17 protein-coding genes are annotated in these 16,365 nt (G+C 58.3%); 8 read left to right on the plus strand and 9 right to left on the minus strand.

The features are described from left to right. The 5 genes from R0140_RS00690 to rfaD are packed head-to-tail and all read right to left on the minus strand — an operon-like array spanning position 1 to position 5,030. Positions 1–1,170 (minus strand): O-antigen ligase family protein, encoded by a 1,170-nt coding sequence (locus tag R0140_RS00690; protein ID WP_022064893.1) that lies wholly within the window; start codon positions 1,168–1,170, stop codon positions 1–3. Next, a complete protein-coding gene (locus R0140_RS00695) occupies positions 1,148–2,056 on the minus strand; it encodes a sugar glycosyltransferase (protein WP_012540313.1) in 909 nt (302 codons plus the stop codon). The genes R0140_RS00690 and R0140_RS00695 overlap by 23 nt, the downstream gene beginning before the upstream one ends. After that, entirely contained in the window at positions 2,056–3,027 is a 972-nt protein-coding gene (gene rfaC, locus R0140_RS00700) for a lipopolysaccharide heptosyltransferase RfaC (RefSeq protein ID WP_008806847.1), read from the minus strand. Before rfaC ends, R0140_RS00695 begins: the two co-directional genes overlap by 1 nt. 3 nt (positions 3,028–3,030) lie before the next feature. Next, the gene (gene rfaF / locus R0140_RS00705; protein WP_317703930.1) at positions 3,031–4,089 is read right to left on the minus strand and encodes an ADP-heptose--LPS heptosyltransferase RfaF; all 1,059 of its coding nucleotides are present in this window, start codon (positions 4,087–4,089) and stop codon (positions 3,031–3,033) included. Between the two features lie 8 nt (positions 4,090–4,097). Next, positions 4,098–5,030, minus strand: a complete 933-nt coding sequence (gene rfaD / locus R0140_RS00710) for an ADP-glyceromanno-heptose 6-epimerase (RefSeq protein WP_008806849.1) — start codon at positions 5,028–5,030, stop codon at positions 4,098–4,100. 213 nt (positions 5,031–5,243) lie between these two features. On the opposite strand from rfaD, the gene kbl reads away from it, so the two are divergent. From kbl to R0140_RS00725, 3 genes are all read left to right on the plus strand, one after another. Then, entirely contained in the window at positions 5,244–6,437 is a 1,194-nt protein-coding gene (gene kbl, locus R0140_RS00715; protein WP_008806850.1) for a glycine C-acetyltransferase, read from the plus strand. Positions 6,438–6,449: 12 nt separating this feature from the next. Next, a complete protein-coding gene (gene tdh / locus R0140_RS00720; protein WP_004205051.1) occupies positions 6,450–7,475 on the plus strand; it encodes an L-threonine 3-dehydrogenase in 1,026 nt (341 codons plus the stop codon). 220 nt (positions 7,476–7,695) lie between these two features. Then, on the plus strand, positions 7,696–8,433 hold the full coding sequence (locus tag R0140_RS00725) for a glycosyltransferase family 2 protein (protein ID WP_230131485.1): 738 nt from the start codon (positions 7,696–7,698) through the stop codon (positions 8,431–8,433). A gap of 5 nt (positions 8,434–8,438) precedes the next feature. Here R0140_RS00725 and R0140_RS00730 read toward each other — a convergent pair whose 3' ends face one another. Genes R0140_RS00730 through gpmM form a run of 3 tightly spaced genes read right to left on the minus strand, consistent with a single transcriptional unit; the run spans position 8,439 to position 12,224 of the window. Continuing rightward, positions 8,439–9,395 (minus strand): divergent polysaccharide deacetylase family protein, encoded by a 957-nt coding sequence (locus R0140_RS00730; protein ID WP_008806852.1) that lies wholly within the window; start codon positions 9,393–9,395, stop codon positions 8,439–8,441. A gap of 3 nt (positions 9,396–9,398) precedes the next feature. Beyond that, the gene (gene envC / locus R0140_RS00735; RefSeq protein WP_008806853.1) at positions 9,399–10,670 is read right to left on the minus strand and encodes a murein hydrolase activator EnvC; all 1,272 of its coding nucleotides are present in this window, start codon (positions 10,668–10,670) and stop codon (positions 9,399–9,401) included. Positions 10,671–10,679: 9 nt separating this feature from the next. After that, positions 10,680–12,224: a 2,3-bisphosphoglycerate-independent phosphoglycerate mutase gene (gene gpmM / locus R0140_RS00740; RefSeq protein WP_317703931.1), complete on the minus strand. Its 1,545-nt coding sequence runs from the start codon at positions 12,222–12,224 to the stop codon at positions 10,680–10,682. Positions 12,225–12,469: 245 nt separating this feature from the next. Between gpmM and R0140_RS00745 the strand changes: the two genes are divergently transcribed. The 5 genes from R0140_RS00745 (at position 12,470) to cysE (ending at position 15,699) form a co-directional block, all read left to right on the plus strand. After that, positions 12,470–12,901: a rhodanese-like domain-containing protein gene (locus R0140_RS00745; protein ID WP_008806855.1), complete on the plus strand. Its 432-nt coding sequence runs from the start codon at positions 12,470–12,472 to the stop codon at positions 12,899–12,901. Between the two features lie 104 nt (positions 12,902–13,005). Then, complete coding sequence (grxC, locus tag R0140_RS00750) at positions 13,006–13,257, plus strand: glutaredoxin 3 (RefSeq protein ID WP_008806856.1); 252 nt, start codon at positions 13,006–13,008, stop codon at positions 13,255–13,257. A gap of 60 nt (positions 13,258–13,317) precedes the next feature. Next, the gene (secB, locus tag R0140_RS00755; RefSeq protein WP_002922428.1) at positions 13,318–13,785 is read left to right on the plus strand and encodes a protein-export chaperone SecB; all 468 of its coding nucleotides are present in this window, start codon (positions 13,318–13,320) and stop codon (positions 13,783–13,785) included. Further along, positions 13,785–14,804: an NAD(P)H-dependent glycerol-3-phosphate dehydrogenase gene (gpsA, locus tag R0140_RS00760; RefSeq protein WP_008806857.1), complete on the plus strand. Its 1,020-nt coding sequence runs from the start codon at positions 13,785–13,787 to the stop codon at positions 14,802–14,804. The genes secB and gpsA overlap by 1 nt, the downstream gene beginning before the upstream one ends. Before the next feature lie 73 nt (positions 14,805–14,877). Beyond that, positions 14,878–15,699, plus strand: coding sequence for a serine O-acetyltransferase (gene cysE, locus R0140_RS00765; protein WP_002922426.1), 822 nt, complete (start codon positions 14,878–14,880; stop codon positions 15,697–15,699). 81 nt (positions 15,700–15,780) lie between these two features. On the opposite strand, the gene trmL is transcribed toward cysE, so the two are convergent. After that, positions 15,781–16,254 (minus strand): tRNA (uridine(34)/cytosine(34)/5-carboxymethylaminomethyluridine(34)-2'-O)-methyltransferase TrmL, encoded by a 474-nt coding sequence (trmL, locus tag R0140_RS00770; RefSeq protein ID WP_032740327.1) that lies wholly within the window; start codon positions 16,252–16,254, stop codon positions 15,781–15,783. Between the last annotated feature and the right edge of the window lie 111 nt (positions 16,255–16,365).

Consider the following 16,365-nt stretch of genomic DNA (forward strand, 5'->3'; position numbering starts at 1 on the left):
TTAGCGTTTTTCCGCCAGCCCTTTGCTGAGCGCGATGCCCAGCGGCAGCCAGAACAGCACCCAGGTTTCCCGGGGGTTGCTGATGATAAACATCCCCTGCGAGGCCATAAACACCAGCGCGTAAAACAGGATCGCCAGACTGTAGCGGCTGTCGGTGTGGCGCTTGCGCCACGCCTGCCATAGCCCGCAGGCAATGACCGCCAGCAGCAGCAGTAACCCCAGGATGCCGCCTTTCAGCAGGGCGCCCATATACACGCTGTGGGTGGTGGTGATGTGCTCGCCGCTGTAGTTGATGAAATCCAGTTCATAGCTGAAACCGCGCCCCAGCCACGGCTGGCTGGCCATCTCCGACAGCGTATGGTGCCAGATGCTCAGGCGCAGCCCGCTTTGGGTGCCAAGCTCTTCGAAACGGGCGAGCAGCATGTCGCCCACCGGCGTCATGACCAAAAGCAGCGCTACCAGCACAGCCAGCGCCGCGGCGATCAGCAGATTGCGGCGGGTGAAGACGTGCAGGTGCAACGTGCAGCCGACCGCCAGCACCAGGGCGATGATCGGCCCACGGCTTTGGGTGAGCAGCAGCATCACCAGCATGATGACCACCGGCAGATAGAGCCAGTGGCTGGCTTTTTCTTTCAGTAGCATGCCGCAGATTAAAATGCCGATGCCGCAGTAACCGGCAAGGTCGATAACGTTCGTTGGTCCGGGGTTCTCGGGGGAGACCGCTCGTTCGGTGAGGACCAGCGTATGGTCGATAATCAGCGTCCACAGGGAGAGCACGGTGATCCCGCCAACCACCGCCAGCATGGCCAGGCGGCGGGTTCGTTCGTCGCTGAGCAGCATCGTCATCAGCAACAGATACCCCGTCAGATACACGCCGTGGGTGATCGGCGAGTCAATATGCTGTGGCGTATGTCCCCACAGGTTACTGAGGGCGTAATAGATAAAGAAAGCTGCCAGCAGCGTCCAGGTCTGCCACTGCTCGCGTAACACCCCGGCCAGCGCCTGGCGGTTTTCCTGGCGTACCAGCGACAGCAATAGCAGCAGGATCGATAAATGCAGCAGATTATTGGTCCGGGTGGACATGCAAAAAATCGCGCTGAAAAATAAAAACAAAGGAAAGACAATCGAGTAACCCTGTCTGGCGAAGTTACTCACTTTTAAAGTACTCATTAAACGCAACCTTTTCGAAGATAGTATCCGGCACAGCGCTTTCTGGGGAAAAATTAATCACCCGAATCTGACGTTGCTGCAGTACCTGCGCGGCATGCGCAAAGGAGGGCATGACGAGGGTATCCACTTTTGTTGCCAGGTAAGAAGGCAATTTTTCTTGTTGTGTTTCGTAGAATCGCGGCTGGTTAAAGTTGGTCATATCCAGGCCGCTCACCAGGATAGTATTGAAGCCCAGCCAGGCGAGAATTTGCAGCGCCCAGTAGACCACCGTGCCGGCATCAAAGATGCCCTGGCGAATATCGGTGCTAAAACAGATATCCGGGCGCTGAGGATGAAAGCACATCGCCGCATTCTGCTGGTAAGTGCGCTTTATCGCTTCGCTGGCGACTTTCGGCTGGTAAATCTTATAGCAACCGTCCTCAATCAACGCCAAACGGCAGCGTAGTGCGTCCCCATAGCGATCGAGGATTTTGGCGATCCCGTGCATGGTGGTGAACAGCAGAATCTCCGGCTGGCTGACAATGGCGCGGATAATATCAGGCTTCTTATCGAAAAATTCCATGTCGACGATGGTATAGAGCGAAAAGTGCAGCCGGTCGGCAAGATGCCAGGCGCCATTGACGCCCATCACCGGGATCGTTTTCGACAACAGGGAAAAATCGATATTGCGGGTTGAGGGGCCGGTGGCGGTCAGCAGGACTTCGCCCTGCATGCTGTTTTTCAGCGCGCTCAGGCTGACCAGCGGCACCGTTTTCCCTTTATAGCGTAACGCGCTGATTTCGCCGCTTGGCGCGCGCGTAATACGGGTAAAAGGCCACAGATTTTCATTGTGGCGATAAGCGCGAGGGCGCGTATAGCGGTAGATCTGTTTAAACAGGGATCCCATCAGAGCAGCCCCTGATTTTGCAGGAGAAGATGAACCCGGCTGGCCGGAATATCGCTGGTGCTGGTGCTGTTTTCCGGCCTGACGATATGCTGGTTTTTACCGTATCCGCCAATCAGCCCCGGATCGGTCGGGCCGTAGAGCGTGAAGTTCGGTTTATCCAGCGCGGCGGTCAAATGACTCAGTCCGGTATCGACCGAGACGACAGCCCGGGCGCTGGCCAGAACCTGCGCCACCTGCTCAAGGCTCATGCGCGGCAGCACTTCAACATACTCCCGGCCTTCCGCCAGTCGTTTTGCCCGCGCCTCTTCGTGCGGGGCGCCCCACGGCAGCTTAATGCGGACGCCGCTGTCGGCCAGCAGATCGAGAAGCTCCTGCCAGCGGGTTTCCGGCCAGTGTTTATCATCGCGGGTGGTGGCGTGCAGAAACACCAGATAGGGCGCGGCAGCGCTAGCCTCGTGCTGCAGGAAATGGCGCGCAATGGCGTAATCCCCCTGGGTCTGGGGTTTCGCGTAGCCAAGGCTTTTGGCGAACAGCTCACGGGTACGCTCCACTGCATGCTGCTGTTTCGCGATATGGTGGCGGCGGTTGTAAAACAGGCTGGCCAGCGGCTCGCGGGCCGTTTGCCAGTCCATACCGTGCTTGACGCCGTGCGCCAGGCGAGTAACCAGCGCGGCGCTTTTCACCAGCCCCTGGGCGTCGATGATGGCGTCATACTTTACCGCCTGAACGGCCTCGCGGAAGGCTTGACGCTCCGCTTTAATCGGCGCGGAAAACCAGGCTTTACGCCAGCGGCGAATCGCCACCGGGATCACCCGCTCGACGCTTTCATGCCAGGAGGGGATCTGCGCGAAACCCTCTTCAACCACCCAGTCGAAGCGAATGCCGGGGATGGCCTGCGCAGCGTCGGTTAGCGCGGGCAGCGTGTGTAGCACGTCGCCCATGGACGAGGTTTTTACGATCAATACCCGCATCCGTTACGTTTCCTCGTGCTCGGTTTTTTCCGCTAACAGTTCGTTCAGCTCTTGCAGGACGCGTTCTGGGGTGATGTCGATCAGGCTCTGATGATAGCCTTCCGCGGCATCGCCTTTGCGCACCTTGTGGTAGCCGCTAATCAGGCGGATAACCCGCGCTTTATGCGACAGCGGCGGGGTGAAGTCCGGGCTGCTCGGGCCATACAGCGCCACCAGCGGGCGGTCCAGCGCGGCGGCGACGTGCATCAGCCCCGAATCGTTAGTCACTACAGCTTTACAGGCGGCGATCAGAATGACCGCCTGCTCCAGCTGGGTTTCACCCGCCAGATTACGACACCAGGCCTGCTGCTCGCTGCTGAGGGCGGCGATGATCTCTTTGCCGGCCTCGTTATCTTTCGCCGAGCCGAATAACGCAATCTGATAGCCATCGTCGATAAGCTTTTTCGCCAGCGCGGCATAGTGATAGTGCGGCCAGCGTTTGGCCGGACCGAATTCCGCGCCGGGGCAGAAGCCGATGATCGGCCGCTCGTTTGAGAGATTAAAGGCGTTGCAGGCCTGTGATTTTTCGCCATCGTTGACCTGCAGCTGCGGCCACAGCAGCGGCTGCGGCAGATCTTTGGCGCAGCGCATCACGCCGTTGTCGTAGGCCAGCGCCACGTAGCGTTCCACCATCAGCGGCCAGGCGTCTTTGTCCAGCACCCGGGCGTCGTTGAGCAGGCCGTAGCGCATCTCGCCGCGCCAGCCGGTGCGCAGCGGGATGTTGGCAAAGAAGGGGACTAATGCCGATTTAAACGAGTTCGGCAGCACGTAAGCGCGATCGTAGCGACGCTCGCGCAGGCTATGGCCGAGCTTGCGGCGTTCGCCGATAGCCAGCGCGCCGTGGCCCAGCGGCATCGGGATCGCTTCATTCACTTCCGACATGCGCGATAGCAACGGACGGCACCAGGCTGGCGCCATCACGTCGATAATCGCCTGGGGATAGCGCGCCCTGAGCGTACGATAAAGACTTTGCGACATCATCATGTCGCCCACCCAAGACGGGCCTACCACCAGAATTTTCATGTTATCTCTTACGCATCCCGATTCAGCCAGGCCATATATTCCGTTACGCCTTCGGCAACGGTTTTGAACGGTTTGTCATAGCCCGCTTTGCGCAGGTTAGTCAGATCGGCCTGGGTGAATGCCTGGTAGCGGCCTTTCAGTTTGTCCGGGAACGGGATGTACTCAATGCTGCCTTTTTTATGGAAAGCCAGGGTCGCATCGGCAACCGCCTGGAAGGATTCCGCGCGGCCGGTGCCAAGGTTGAATATCCCGGACACGCCGTTTTCCCAGAACCACAGGTTGACGTCTGCCACGTCGCCCACGTAGACGAAGTCGCGCTTGAAGCCGTCGCTGCCTTCGAACAGTTTCGGACTTTCGCCATTATTCAGCTGGGTGTTGAGGTGGAAAGCGACGCTCGCCATGCTGCCTTTGTGGCCTTCGCGCGGCCCGTAGACGTTGAAGTAGCGGAAGCCGACGATCTGCGAATTGGCTTCCGGCAGGATCTGGCGGACGTATTCGTCGAACAGGAATTTGGAGTAGCCGTAGACGTTCAGCGGCTGTTCGTACTCACGGGACTCGATGAAGTCGCTGGTGCGCCCGCCGTAGGTGGCGGCGGAAGAGGCGTACAGGAACGGGATTTCACGCTCCAGGCAGTAGTGCAGCAGCTCTTTAGAGTACTGATAGTTGTTATCCATCATGTACTTGCCATCCCACTCTGTGGTGGAAGAGCACGCGCCTTCGTGGAAGATCGCTTCGATTTCACCGAACTCTTCACCCGCCATTATCTGGATCAGAAAGTCTTCTTTATCCATGTAGTCAGCGATGTTCAGGTCAACCAGATTCACAAACTTGGTGCCGTCTTTCAGATTGTCGACAACCAGAATGTCGGTGATGCCTTTGTCATTCAGCGCTTTAACGATGTTGCTGCCGATAAAGCCTGCGCCGCCGGTAACGATGATCATAACTGTACCTTTGAAGTTGGGAGCCCGAAGACAATCCGGGCATGAATGCTCATATCATATCACCACATGAGCAAGCCTACAGCCATTCGCAGAATAAGGTGCTGGGCTGACGTGATTTATGCTGCAAATAATTCATTCAGGCCTGCATCATCTCGTATCAGCGTATAGCTTTGGGTAATATGTGCCAAATTTTGCCGAATCTGGAGAGTTGCAATGCGTGGTGATTTCTACAAACAGTTAACGAGTAATCTGGAAACCGCTCGGGCCGAAGGCTTGTTCAAAGAAGAGCGGATCATCACCTCGGCGCAGCAGGCGGACATTACCGTCGGCGACAGCCATGTGATTAACTTCTGCGCCAATAACTATCTGGGTCTGGCGAACCACCCGGAACTGATTGCCGCAGCGAAATCCGGTATGGACAGCCACGGCTTCGGGATGGCCTCGGTGCGCTTCATCTGCGGTACCCAGGACACGCATAAGCAGCTGGAGAAGAAGCTGGCCGATTTCCTCGGTATGGAAGACGCGATCCTCTACTCCTCCTGCTTTGACGCCAACGGCGGCCTGTTTGAAACGCTGCTCGGGCCGGAAGACGCCATTATCTCCGACGCCCTGAACCATGCCTCGATCATCGACGGCGTGCGCCTGTGTAAAGCGAAGCGCTTCCGCTATGCCAACAACGACATGCAGGAGCTGGAAGCGTGTCTGAAAGAAGCGCGCGAGGCCGGCGCGCGTCACGTGCTGATCGCCACCGATGGCGTCTTCTCGATGGATGGCGTGATCGCCAACCTGAAAGGCGTTTGCGACCTGGCGGATAAATACGATGCGTTGGTGATGGTCGATGACTCCCACGCCGTCGGCTTCGTCGGCGAAAACGGCCGCGGCTCTCATGAATATTGCGACGTGATGGGTCGCGTCGACATCATCACCGGCACGCTGGGTAAAGCGCTGGGCGGCGCCTCCGGGGGCTACACCGCCGCACGCAAAGAGGTGGTTGAGTGGCTGCGCCAGCGTTCCCGTCCGTATCTGTTCTCCAACTCTCTGGCGCCGGCCATTGTGGCCGCCTCCATCAAAGTGCTGGAGATGGTTGAAGAGGGGGCAGACCTGCGCGATCGGCTGTGGGCTAACGCGCGTCTGTTCCGCGAAAAAATGACCGCGGCAGGTTTCACGCTGGCGGGCGCCGACCACGCCATCATTCCGGTGATGCTGGGTGAAGCGGTGGTGGCGCAGAACTTTGCCCGCGAGCTGCAGAAAGAAGGGATCTATGTCACCGGCTTCTTCTATCCGGTGGTACCGAAAGGCCAGGCGCGTATTCGCACCCAGATGTCGGCGGCGCATACCCCTGAACAAATTGAGCGTGCGGTGGAAGCCTTTACACGCATCGGCAAACAACTGGGCGTCATCGCCTAATAAGGGTGTGAGATGAAAGCGTTATCCAAACTGAAAGCGGAAGAAGGCATCTGGATGACCGACGTACCGGAACCGGAAGTCGGCCATAACGATCTGCTGATTAAAATCCGCAAGACTGCTATTTGCGGAACCGACGTGCACATCTACAACTGGGATGAGTGGTCGCAGAAGACCATTCCGGTGCCGATGGTGGTCGGTCACGAATACGTCGGCGAAGTGGTGGGGATTGGTCAGGAAGTGCGCGGCTTTAAGATTGGCGACCGCGTCTCCGGCGAAGGGCATATCACCTGCGGCCACTGCCGCAACTGCCGCGCGGGCCGCACCCATTTGTGCCGCAACACCATCGGCGTGGGCGTTAACCGCCCGGGCTGCTTTGCCGAGTATCTGGTGATCCCGGCTTTTAACGCCTTTAAAATCCCCGACAATATCTCTGATGACCTGGCGTCTATCTTCGACCCGTTCGGCAACGCGGTGCACACCGCGCTCTCCTTCGATCTGGTCGGGGAAGATGTACTGGTTTCCGGCGCCGGTCCGATCGGCGTGATGGCGGCGGCGGTGGCGAAACACGTCGGCGCGCGTAACGTGGTGATCACCGACGTCAACGAGTACCGTCTGGAGCTGGCGCGCAAAATGGGCGTCACCCGCGCGGTGAACGTGGCGAAAGAGAACCTCAACGACGTGATGGCCGAGCTGGGCATGACCGAAGGTTTCGACGTGGGCCTGGAGATGTCCGGCGCGCCGCCGGCGTTTCGCAGCATGCTCGATACCATGAACCACGGCGGCCGTATCGCGATGCTGGGTATCCCGCCGTCGGATATGTCCATCGACTGGACCAAGGTCATCTTCAAAGGGCTGTTTATTAAAGGGATCTATGGTCGCGAAATGTTCGAAACCTGGTACAAAATGGCGGCGCTGATCCAGTCTGGTCTGGATCTTTCACCGATCATCACCCACCGCTTCGGCATTGATGATTTCCAGAAAGGTTTTGACGCGATGCGCTCCGGCCAGTCCGGTAAAGTGGTTCTGAGCTGGGAATAACGCCTCCGGGCTGTTGTAAAAATCAGCAAAAAAGGCGCCTGCGGGCGCCTTAATTTAGATTTGGATAACATTTTTAGCCTGCTTAATATTAAGCGCACAATTTCTACATCGATTTTACGGTTATTCGCTTATACAGTGTGTTTAGTCGCGGTTTAACTTTGTAACTATCATGCTTAAACTCTCCGTATGCTTACTGACCTGTAACTCTGCGCGCCTGCTGATGGAGGTGCTGCCGCCGCTGCTGAAGGTGGCCGATGAATGTATCGTCGTCGACTCCGGCAGCACCGACGAAACGGTCTCTATTTGTCAGCAGTTTGGTCTCACCGTCCATCATCATGCCTATAAAGCCCACGGCGCCCAGATGAACTATGCCATCGGGCTGGCCAGCCATGACTGGGTGCTGTGTATGGATAGCGATGAGATTCTTGATAATGACGTAGTGGCGGCCATTCAGGCGTTAAAAGCGGGCGAGGAGCCGGACCCAACCTGCGCCTGGCGTCTGCCGCGCTACTGGTTTGTGCTCGGCACGCAGGTGCGAACGATCTACCCTATTTCTTCGCCGGATTACCCGGTGCGTCTCTTTAACCGCCAGCAGGCGCGGTTTAACGACCGGCCGGTGGATGACCAGGTGGTCGGACACGCACGCTCCGTCAGGCTGCCGGGCTTTGTACGCCATGACACCTTTTATTCGCTGCATGAAGTGTTTAATAAGCTGAACAGCTATACCACCCGGCTGGTGAAGTACCAGCAGATCAAACCTTCGCTGACGCGGGGGATCGTCAGCGCCATTGGCGCTTTCTTTAAGTGGTATCTCTTTAGCGGAGCGTGGCGCTTTGGCAAAGTCGGCGTGGTCACCGGCCTGTACGCCACGTTTTACAGCTTTCTCAAATATTTTAAGGCGTGGTACGCCCACGAAGATAACCAGGCGCCCGTCGCGCAAAAGCGAACGGACCCCTGAGTGGTCTAGTTGCCGGGATTGTCCCAGCCTTGCCATTTGAGGCGATAGTACTGGACCAGCGCGCTCTGGCTGATGCTGTCGCTGAGGATAGTGAAGAAGCGGCTGGCGTTCACGGGCTCCAGCGGGCGCTTCGGCTTGCAATACTTCACGCCGTGGAACGGATTACGCGGCTTCTGCTGCTGCGGCGGCGTTTGTTGCGCGGGCGGCTGAGCGTAGTTTGGCGTCGAGTTGTCGACCTGCGGCTCGTTGAGCAGGCTGCTCGGGCGCACCAGCGTGATATCCGGCGGCAGGTTATAGACCATCTGCTGCAGCACCCGCACCGTTGTCGGATGCGGATGGCCAATGGCTATCGCCGAACCGTTGCGCCGCGCCAGGGCGATGGCGCGATTGAACTGGGTGCGGATATCGGCTTCATTCTGCGTATCGTCAAGAAACACCTTGCGCTTAATCACCTTCACCCCGGTGCCCTGCGCGGCGCGCATGGCCTGGGTGTTGCCGATGGTGACGCTGTCGAGAAAATAGAGATTGTAGCGCTCCAGGGCCTGCATCACCTTCTGCATGCCAAACAGGTTGGAAGTCATCGCGCTGCCCATATGGTTATTCAGCCCGACGGCGTAGGGAACTTTGCCGTAAGCCTCGCGAATGATGCGCTCGATCTCCTCGCTGCTCATTTCGGGACGCAGGGTGTCTTTTTCCAGCGGCTGTTTGCTGAGCGGCGCCATCGGCAGGTGGATGAGCACTTCATGGCCCAGATTATGCGCTTTCGTGGCCATTTCCCGGGCGTGCGGCGCGTTCGGCAGCACGGCGACGGAGATAGTTGACGGCAGCGCCAGCACCTGATTCTCGGTCTGCGGGCGGTAGCCAAAATCGTCAATAACGATGGAGAGTTTGCCAGCGAACGCTGGCGCCGCCAGAGCCAGCGAACCGGCTACGGCAAGAGCAATTGCGCGAAATTGAAGCAAAACTTATCTTCCCAACCACGGCTGTGGATTGACCGCCTGACCCTGGCGGCGAATTTCGAAATAGAGCGACGGACGGCCCTGACCGCCGCTGCTGCCTACGAGCGCGATAGGCTGACCGGCACGAACCTGCGTACCGACGCTGACCAGCGCGCTTTGGTTATAGCCATACAGGCTCATGTCGCCTTTGCCATGTTCGACCACCACCACCAGACCATAGCCCTGCAGCCAGTCGGCCAGAATGACCCGACCATCGGCAATGGCTCTGACTTCGGTGCCTTCAGACGCGGCGATAACCATCCCTTTCCAACGTAGTTCACCTTGCAGCTGTTCGCCATATCGATGAAGGAGCGGACCGCGAACCGGCCAGAACGCCTGGCCGCGCGGCGAGCCCAGCCCGCCGGTGCGTGACATCAGCGAACGCTCGCTTTCCGTTGGTTTATAGGTGGTGCCTTTGCGCGATGCTTCCTGCTGGCGGTCGCGCACCGCCTGCGCATCGCGAGCTTCCCGATCGGCTCGGGCTTTGGCGGCAGCCTCCGCCTGGGCGATACGACCGCGTAGGCGCGATTCGTTAGCCCGCAATTCACTTAACTGTTGCTGACCCTGCTGAATGGCGGACTCCAGACCGGAAAGGGTCTTTTTCCGTTCGTTACGCGCCTGCTCCAGCTTCGCCTGCTGGGCTTTTTGCTCGTAGACCAGCGTCTGCTGCTGGCTCTGCTTCTCTTCGAGCATCGACTTTTGCACCGCCATCTCTTCGCGCGTTTTCTTCAGCTCCGCGATAGTCTCCTGACGGGCCTGGTTGAAATAGCTGAAGTAGACCTGCATCCGCTGATTGCGCTGGCCCTCTTCACCGCTCAGCACCATCTGGATGCCGGTATGCGGTCCCTGGCGGAACGCGGCGTCAAGCTGCGCAGCGAGGTTACGTTCCTGAGACGCGCGCTGACGCTCCAGCTTCGCGAGAGAAGCGTTCATCTCGTCAATCTGCTTATTGAGCTGGTTCAGGCTGTCCTGGGTTTCACGCAGTTTGCGGGCCGCGGCGGCGATCGCCTCTTCCTGCGCTTTGAGCTGGGCGAGCAGGCTTGCGCGCTGCTGCTGCTGTTGCTTAATCGCCCGCTGCCTGGCGGCGATGTCGGCCTGGATGGACTTTAGCTGATCGCGATCGTCGGCGTGCGCAGATGACGCGCACAGCAATACGCCAGCGCTGAGCGCGCTGGCGTAAAGGACGGATCGAACTGCCGTTGCGATCCATGTAGTTGAATACGTCGCCTTTCCCCTCATGGGGAAGGATTATTCCACGATGAACAGCGGCTTGCCAGTCATCTCTTGCGGGATTTCCATTCCCATCAGCGACAGCATGGTCGGGGCGATGTCGGAAAGTTTACCGCCATTGACCGCTTTGACCGCTTTGTTACCGACGTAGATCAGCGGAACCGGCAGGTTGGTATGGGCGGTGTGCGCCTGACCGGTGGCCGGGTCGCGCATCTGCTCGGCGTTGCCGTGGTCGGCGGTGATCAGCAGCTGGCCGCCAACGGATTCCACCGCCTGAGTCACCTGGTCGATGCAGTGATCCAGCGCTTCAACCGCTTTCACTGCCGCTTCCATCACCCCGGTATGGCCAACCATATCGCCGTTCGGGTAGTTACAGATGATGGTGTCGTATTTGCCACCTTTGATAGCGGCGACCAGTTTCTCGGTCAGCTCGGCGGAGCTCATTTCTGGCTGCAGATCGTAGGTTGCCACTTTTGGTGAGTTAATCAGAATACGCTCTTCGCCTTTAAACGGCTCTTCTACGCCGCCGTTGAAGAAGAAGGTGACGTGAGCGTATTTCTCGGTTTCGGAGATGCGCAGCTGGGTTTTATCGTGCTTCGCCATCCACTCGCCGAAGGTGTTAGCCAGTGAGGCGGGCGGATAAGCGCAGGCGACTTTGATGTCGGCGGCGTATTCGGTGAGCATCACGAAGTCGAGGTTAACCACTTTCTTACGCGCGAAGCCGTCGAAGTCGGCGTTGACGAAGGCGCGGGTGATTTCACGCGCGCGGTCAGCACGGAAGTTCATGAAGATCAGCGCGTCGCCGTCTTCCATCGCGGCATCGGCCTGGCCGGCGGCGCGAATAACGGTGGCTTTGACGAATTCGTCGTTTTCGTCACGGGCGTAGGCGGCCTGCAGACCCGCGACGGCGGTATCGGCCTGGAATTCGCCTTTCGCCAGGGTCATCAGATCATAAGCTTGTTCCACGCGATCCCAGCGGTTATCGCGGTCCATAGCATAGTAGCGGCCAATAATAGACGCGATGCGGCCTTTGCCCAGCGCGGCAAATTTGGCTTCGAATGTCGCCAGCGTTTTTTCCGCGCTGCGCGGCGGCGTATCACGGCCATCAAGGAAGGCGTGCAGATAGATTTTCTCAGCGCCGCGCTCTGCTGCCAGCTCCAACATCGCCATGATGTGATCTTCGTGGCTATGGACGCCGCCCGGAGACATCAGGCCCATGATGTGGACCGCTTTACCGGCGGCAACCGCTTTGTCGACCGCGGCGGTGAGTACCGGGTTGGCGAAGAAGGTGCGTTCTTTAATTTCAACATCGAGACGGGTCAGGTCCTGGTAGACGATACGACCGGCGCCCAGGTTGACGTGGCCTACTTCGGAGTTCCCCATCTGACGGTCCGGCAGGCCGACTTCCAGGCCAGAAGCATCGATCAGGGTATGCGGACGTTTGGCCCACAGGGCGTCCATTACCGGCGTTTTAGCGCTGTAAATGGCGTTATCCTGTTGGTCTTCGCGATAGCCGTAGCCATCCAGAATCACCAGTACCATAGGTTTTTTAGAAACCGACATTGCGACAACCTCATGCTCAAAGACAGAAATTTTGCGTAATTTTACTACAGCTGAATCGTTTAAATCCCCGTGAAAGATCAAAGAAAGGGAAGGGGCGGCGTCAGAGGCGATGATGAAGGCGGCTTTTTTTTCGTGACCGCCCGCAGAAAATACATTACATCGCGCTCACTGGCTGTATTTGCCGCAATGCACAGGTATACTCCTTCCCTGGTTTTTTATCACTTAGTCGGGAGTTGTAACCCCCCATGCAAGAAATTATGCAATTCATCGGCCGTCACCCGGTCCTGAGCATCGCGTGGATCGCGCTGCTGGGTGCGGTACTCTTCACCACCTTTAAAGGGTTGATGTCGAAAGTTAAAGTCATCACCCGTGGTGAAGCGACGCGTCTTATCAATAAAGAAGATGCGGTGGTGGTCGACCTGCGTCAGCGTGACGATTTCCGTAAAGGCCATATTGCCGGCGCCATCAACCTGCTGCCTGCCGATATCAAAGCCAATAACGTCGGCGAGTTGGAAAAACACAAATCGCAACCCATTATTGTGGTAGACGGTTCCGGCATGCAGGCGCAAGAGCCAGCCAGCGCGCTGAACAAAGCCGGGTTTGAAAAAGTCTTTGTACTGAAAGAGGGCATCGCAGGCTGGAGCGGCGAAAACCTTCCTCTGGTACGCGGCAAATAACTTACCTCGCGTGGTAATGCCGCCGCGCTTTCCCCTTCATGCCTGACGTGAGGGGAAGCTCAGGCTGCGGCGTAAAACCCCAGGGTAAAAACAGGAGTAAAGTCATGGCCAATATTGAGATCTACACCAAAGCGACCTGCCCGTTCTGCGTACGCGCGAAAGCGCTGTTGAACAGCAAAGGCGTAACGTTCCATGAGTTGCCGATCGATGGCGATGCCGCGAAGCGTGAGGAGATGATCCAGCGTAGCGGACGGACGACGGTTCCGCAGATTTTTATTGATGCGCAGCACATTGGCGGCTGTGACGACTTGTATGCGCTTGATTCACGTGGTGGACTTGATCCCCTCTTGCGCTAATTTTTGCGCGCTTTCCCTGGCGGAAGCGCGTATTTAAGGACAACACGAAAGGGTTTTACTATGTCAGAACAAAACAGCACCGAAATGACCTTCCAGATCCAGCGTATCTATACCAAAGATATCTCTTTTGAAGCGCCGAACGCGCCGCAAGTTTTCCAGAAAGACTGGCAGCCGGAAGTTAAACTTGATCTGGATACCGCCTCCACCCAGCTGGCTGAAGGCGTTTATGAAGTGGTGCTGCGTGTGACCGTGACCGCCGCGCTGGGCGAAGAAACCGCGTTCCTCTGTGAAGTACAGCAGGGCGGTATTTTCTCCATCGACGGCATCGAAGGCACCCAGATGGCGCACTGCCTCGGCGCATACTGCCCGAACATTCTGTTCCCGTACGCGCGTGAGTGCATCACCAGCCTGGTTTCCCGCGGCACCTTCCCGCAACTTAACCTTGCGCCAGTGAACTTCGACGCGCTGTTTATGAACTATCTGCAGCAGCAGGCTGGCGAAGGTGCTGAACAACATCAGGATGCCTGATGAACGCACTTAATGCTGCAATGACTGTGATCGGTGCCGGCTCTTACGGCACCGCTCTTGCCATCACCCTGGCAAGAAATGGCCACCACGTTGTGCTCTGGGGCCATGACCCGAAACATATCGCGACGCTGCAACACGATCGCTGCAACGCCGCGTTCCTTCCCGATGTGCCTTTCCCGGATACTCTGCATCTTGAGAGCGACCTGGCCACCGCGCTGGCCGCCAGCCGCGACATCCTTGTCGTGGTGCCAAGCCATGTGTTCGGCCAGGTGTTACGTCAGATTAAACCGCTGATGCGTCCCGACGCACGTCTGGTGTGGGCGACCAAAGGCCTCGAGGCTGAAACCGGCCGCCTGCTGCAGGACGTGGCGCGTGAAGCGCTGGGCGATGATATCCCGCTGGCGGTGATCTCGGGACCAACCTTCGCCAAAGAGCTGGCCGCCGGTCTGCCGACGGCGATTTCGCTGGCAGCGACGGATCCGCAGTTTGCCGAGGATCTGCAGCACCTGCTGCACTGCGGCAAAAGTTTCCGCGTCTACATCAATCCGGACTTTATCGGCGTGCAGCTCGGCGGCGCGGTGAAAAACGTCATTGCCATCGGGGCCGGTATGTCGGATGGCATCGGCTTCGGCGCCAATGCGCGTACGGCGCTGATTACCCGTGGGCTGGTGGAAATGTCCCGTCTCGGCGCGGCGCTGGGCGCCGATCCGGAAACCTTTATGGGCATGGCCGGCCTCGGTGACCTGGTGCTCACCTGCACCGACAACCAGTCCCGTAACCGTCGCTTCGGCATGATGCTCGGCCAGGGTATGGACGTGCAGAGCGCCCAGGACAAGATTGGCCAGGTGGTCGAAGGCTACCGCAATACCAAGGAGGTTCGCGTTCTGGCACAGCGTTTAGGTGTCGAAATGCCAATAACCGAGGAAATTTATCAGGTATTGTATTGCGGAAAAATTGCGCGCGAGGCAGCATTGACCTTATTGGGTCGCGCCCGCAAGGACGAGCGCAGCAGCAATTAGCTTTCCTTTGTCACCTGAATGACCCTGCCAGCGCAGAACTGGCAGGTCATTATCATATCGTCTGGAGTATGCAATGCCGTGTGAAGAACTGGATATCGTCTGGAATAATATTAAAGCCGAAGCCCGGGCTCTGGCTGACTGTGAGCCGATGCTCGCCAGTTTTTACCACGCTACGCTACTCAAGCATGAAAATCTGGGCAGTGCGCTGAGCTATATGCTGGCCAACAAGCTGGCCTCGCCGATTATGCCAGCGATCGCCATTCGCGAAGTGGTGGAAGAGGCCTATGCCGCCGATCCGGAAATGATCGCCTCCGCCGCCTGCGATATTCAGGCGGTGCGCACGCGCGACCCGGCGGTGGATAAATACTCCACGCCGCTGCTCTACCTGAAGGGTTTCCATGCGCTGCAGGCCTACCGTATCGGCCACTGGCTGTGGACTCAGGGCCGACGTGCGCTGGCGATTTTCCTGCAAAATCAGGTCTCCGTCTCCTTCCAGGTGGATATCCACCCGGCGGCGAAAATCGGCCGCGGGATCATGCTCGACCACGCCACCGGCATTGTGGTCGGCGAAACGGCGGTGATTGAAGATGACGTCTCTATCCTGCAGTCGGTCACCCTCGGCGGTACCGGTAAAACCAGCGGCGACCGTCACCCGAAAATTCGCGAAGGCGTGATGATTGGCGCCGGGGCGAAGATCCTCGGTAATATCGAAGTGGGACGTGGGGCGAAGATTGGCGCCGGTTCGGTGGTATTGCAGCCGGTTCCGCCGCACACCACCGCGGCGGGCGTACCGGCGCGCATCGTTGGCAAGCCGGAGAGCGACAAGCCGGCGATGGACATGGATCAGCATTTCAACGGCATCCACCACACCTTCGAGTACGGCGACGGGATTTGATGTATTGCCATTTGCCGCTGTTAAGCTTAGATATGTAGCCCGGATAAGGCGCGGTGCGCCGCCATCCGGGAATGGCTCAGGTTAGCTGCGCAACACGGCGCCCGGATACCCCAGCTGGCGCCAGGCTTCATACACCACCACCGACACCGCGTTGGACAGGTTCATGCTGCGGCTGTCCGGCATCATCGGAATACGGATTTTCTGCTCTGGCGGCAGGGCATCGAGGATGCAGGCTGGCAGACCGCGGGTTTCCGGGCCAAACATCAAGAAATCGCCATCCTGATAGCTCACTGCGCTGTGCGCCGGCGTGCCTTTGGTGGTCAGGGCGAACAACCGCTGTGGCTGCGCGCTGGCGAGAAACGCCGCGTAATCCGCATGGCGCTGCACGGCAGTGAACTCGTGATAGTCCAGTCCGGCGCGTCTCAGGCGTTTATCGTCCCAGGTAAAGCCCATCGGCTCAATGATATGCAGACTGAAGCCCGTGTTGGCGCACAGGCGGATAATATTCCCGGTGTTCGGCGGGATCTCTGGTTCGAATAACACGATGTTCAGCATACTGCCCCCTTAATTGCGGGGGGCAGAATAGCAGATATTTGGCGAACCCTCACCCCGGCCCTCTCCCTGAGGGAGAGGGGGAAAACCGGCGCCGGTCGGTGGATCGGAGGG

This window comes from Klebsiella sp. w6 (assembly GCF_033100215.1).
Taxonomy (GTDB): Bacteria; Pseudomonadota; Gammaproteobacteria; order Enterobacterales; family Enterobacteriaceae; genus Klebsiella; species Klebsiella variicola.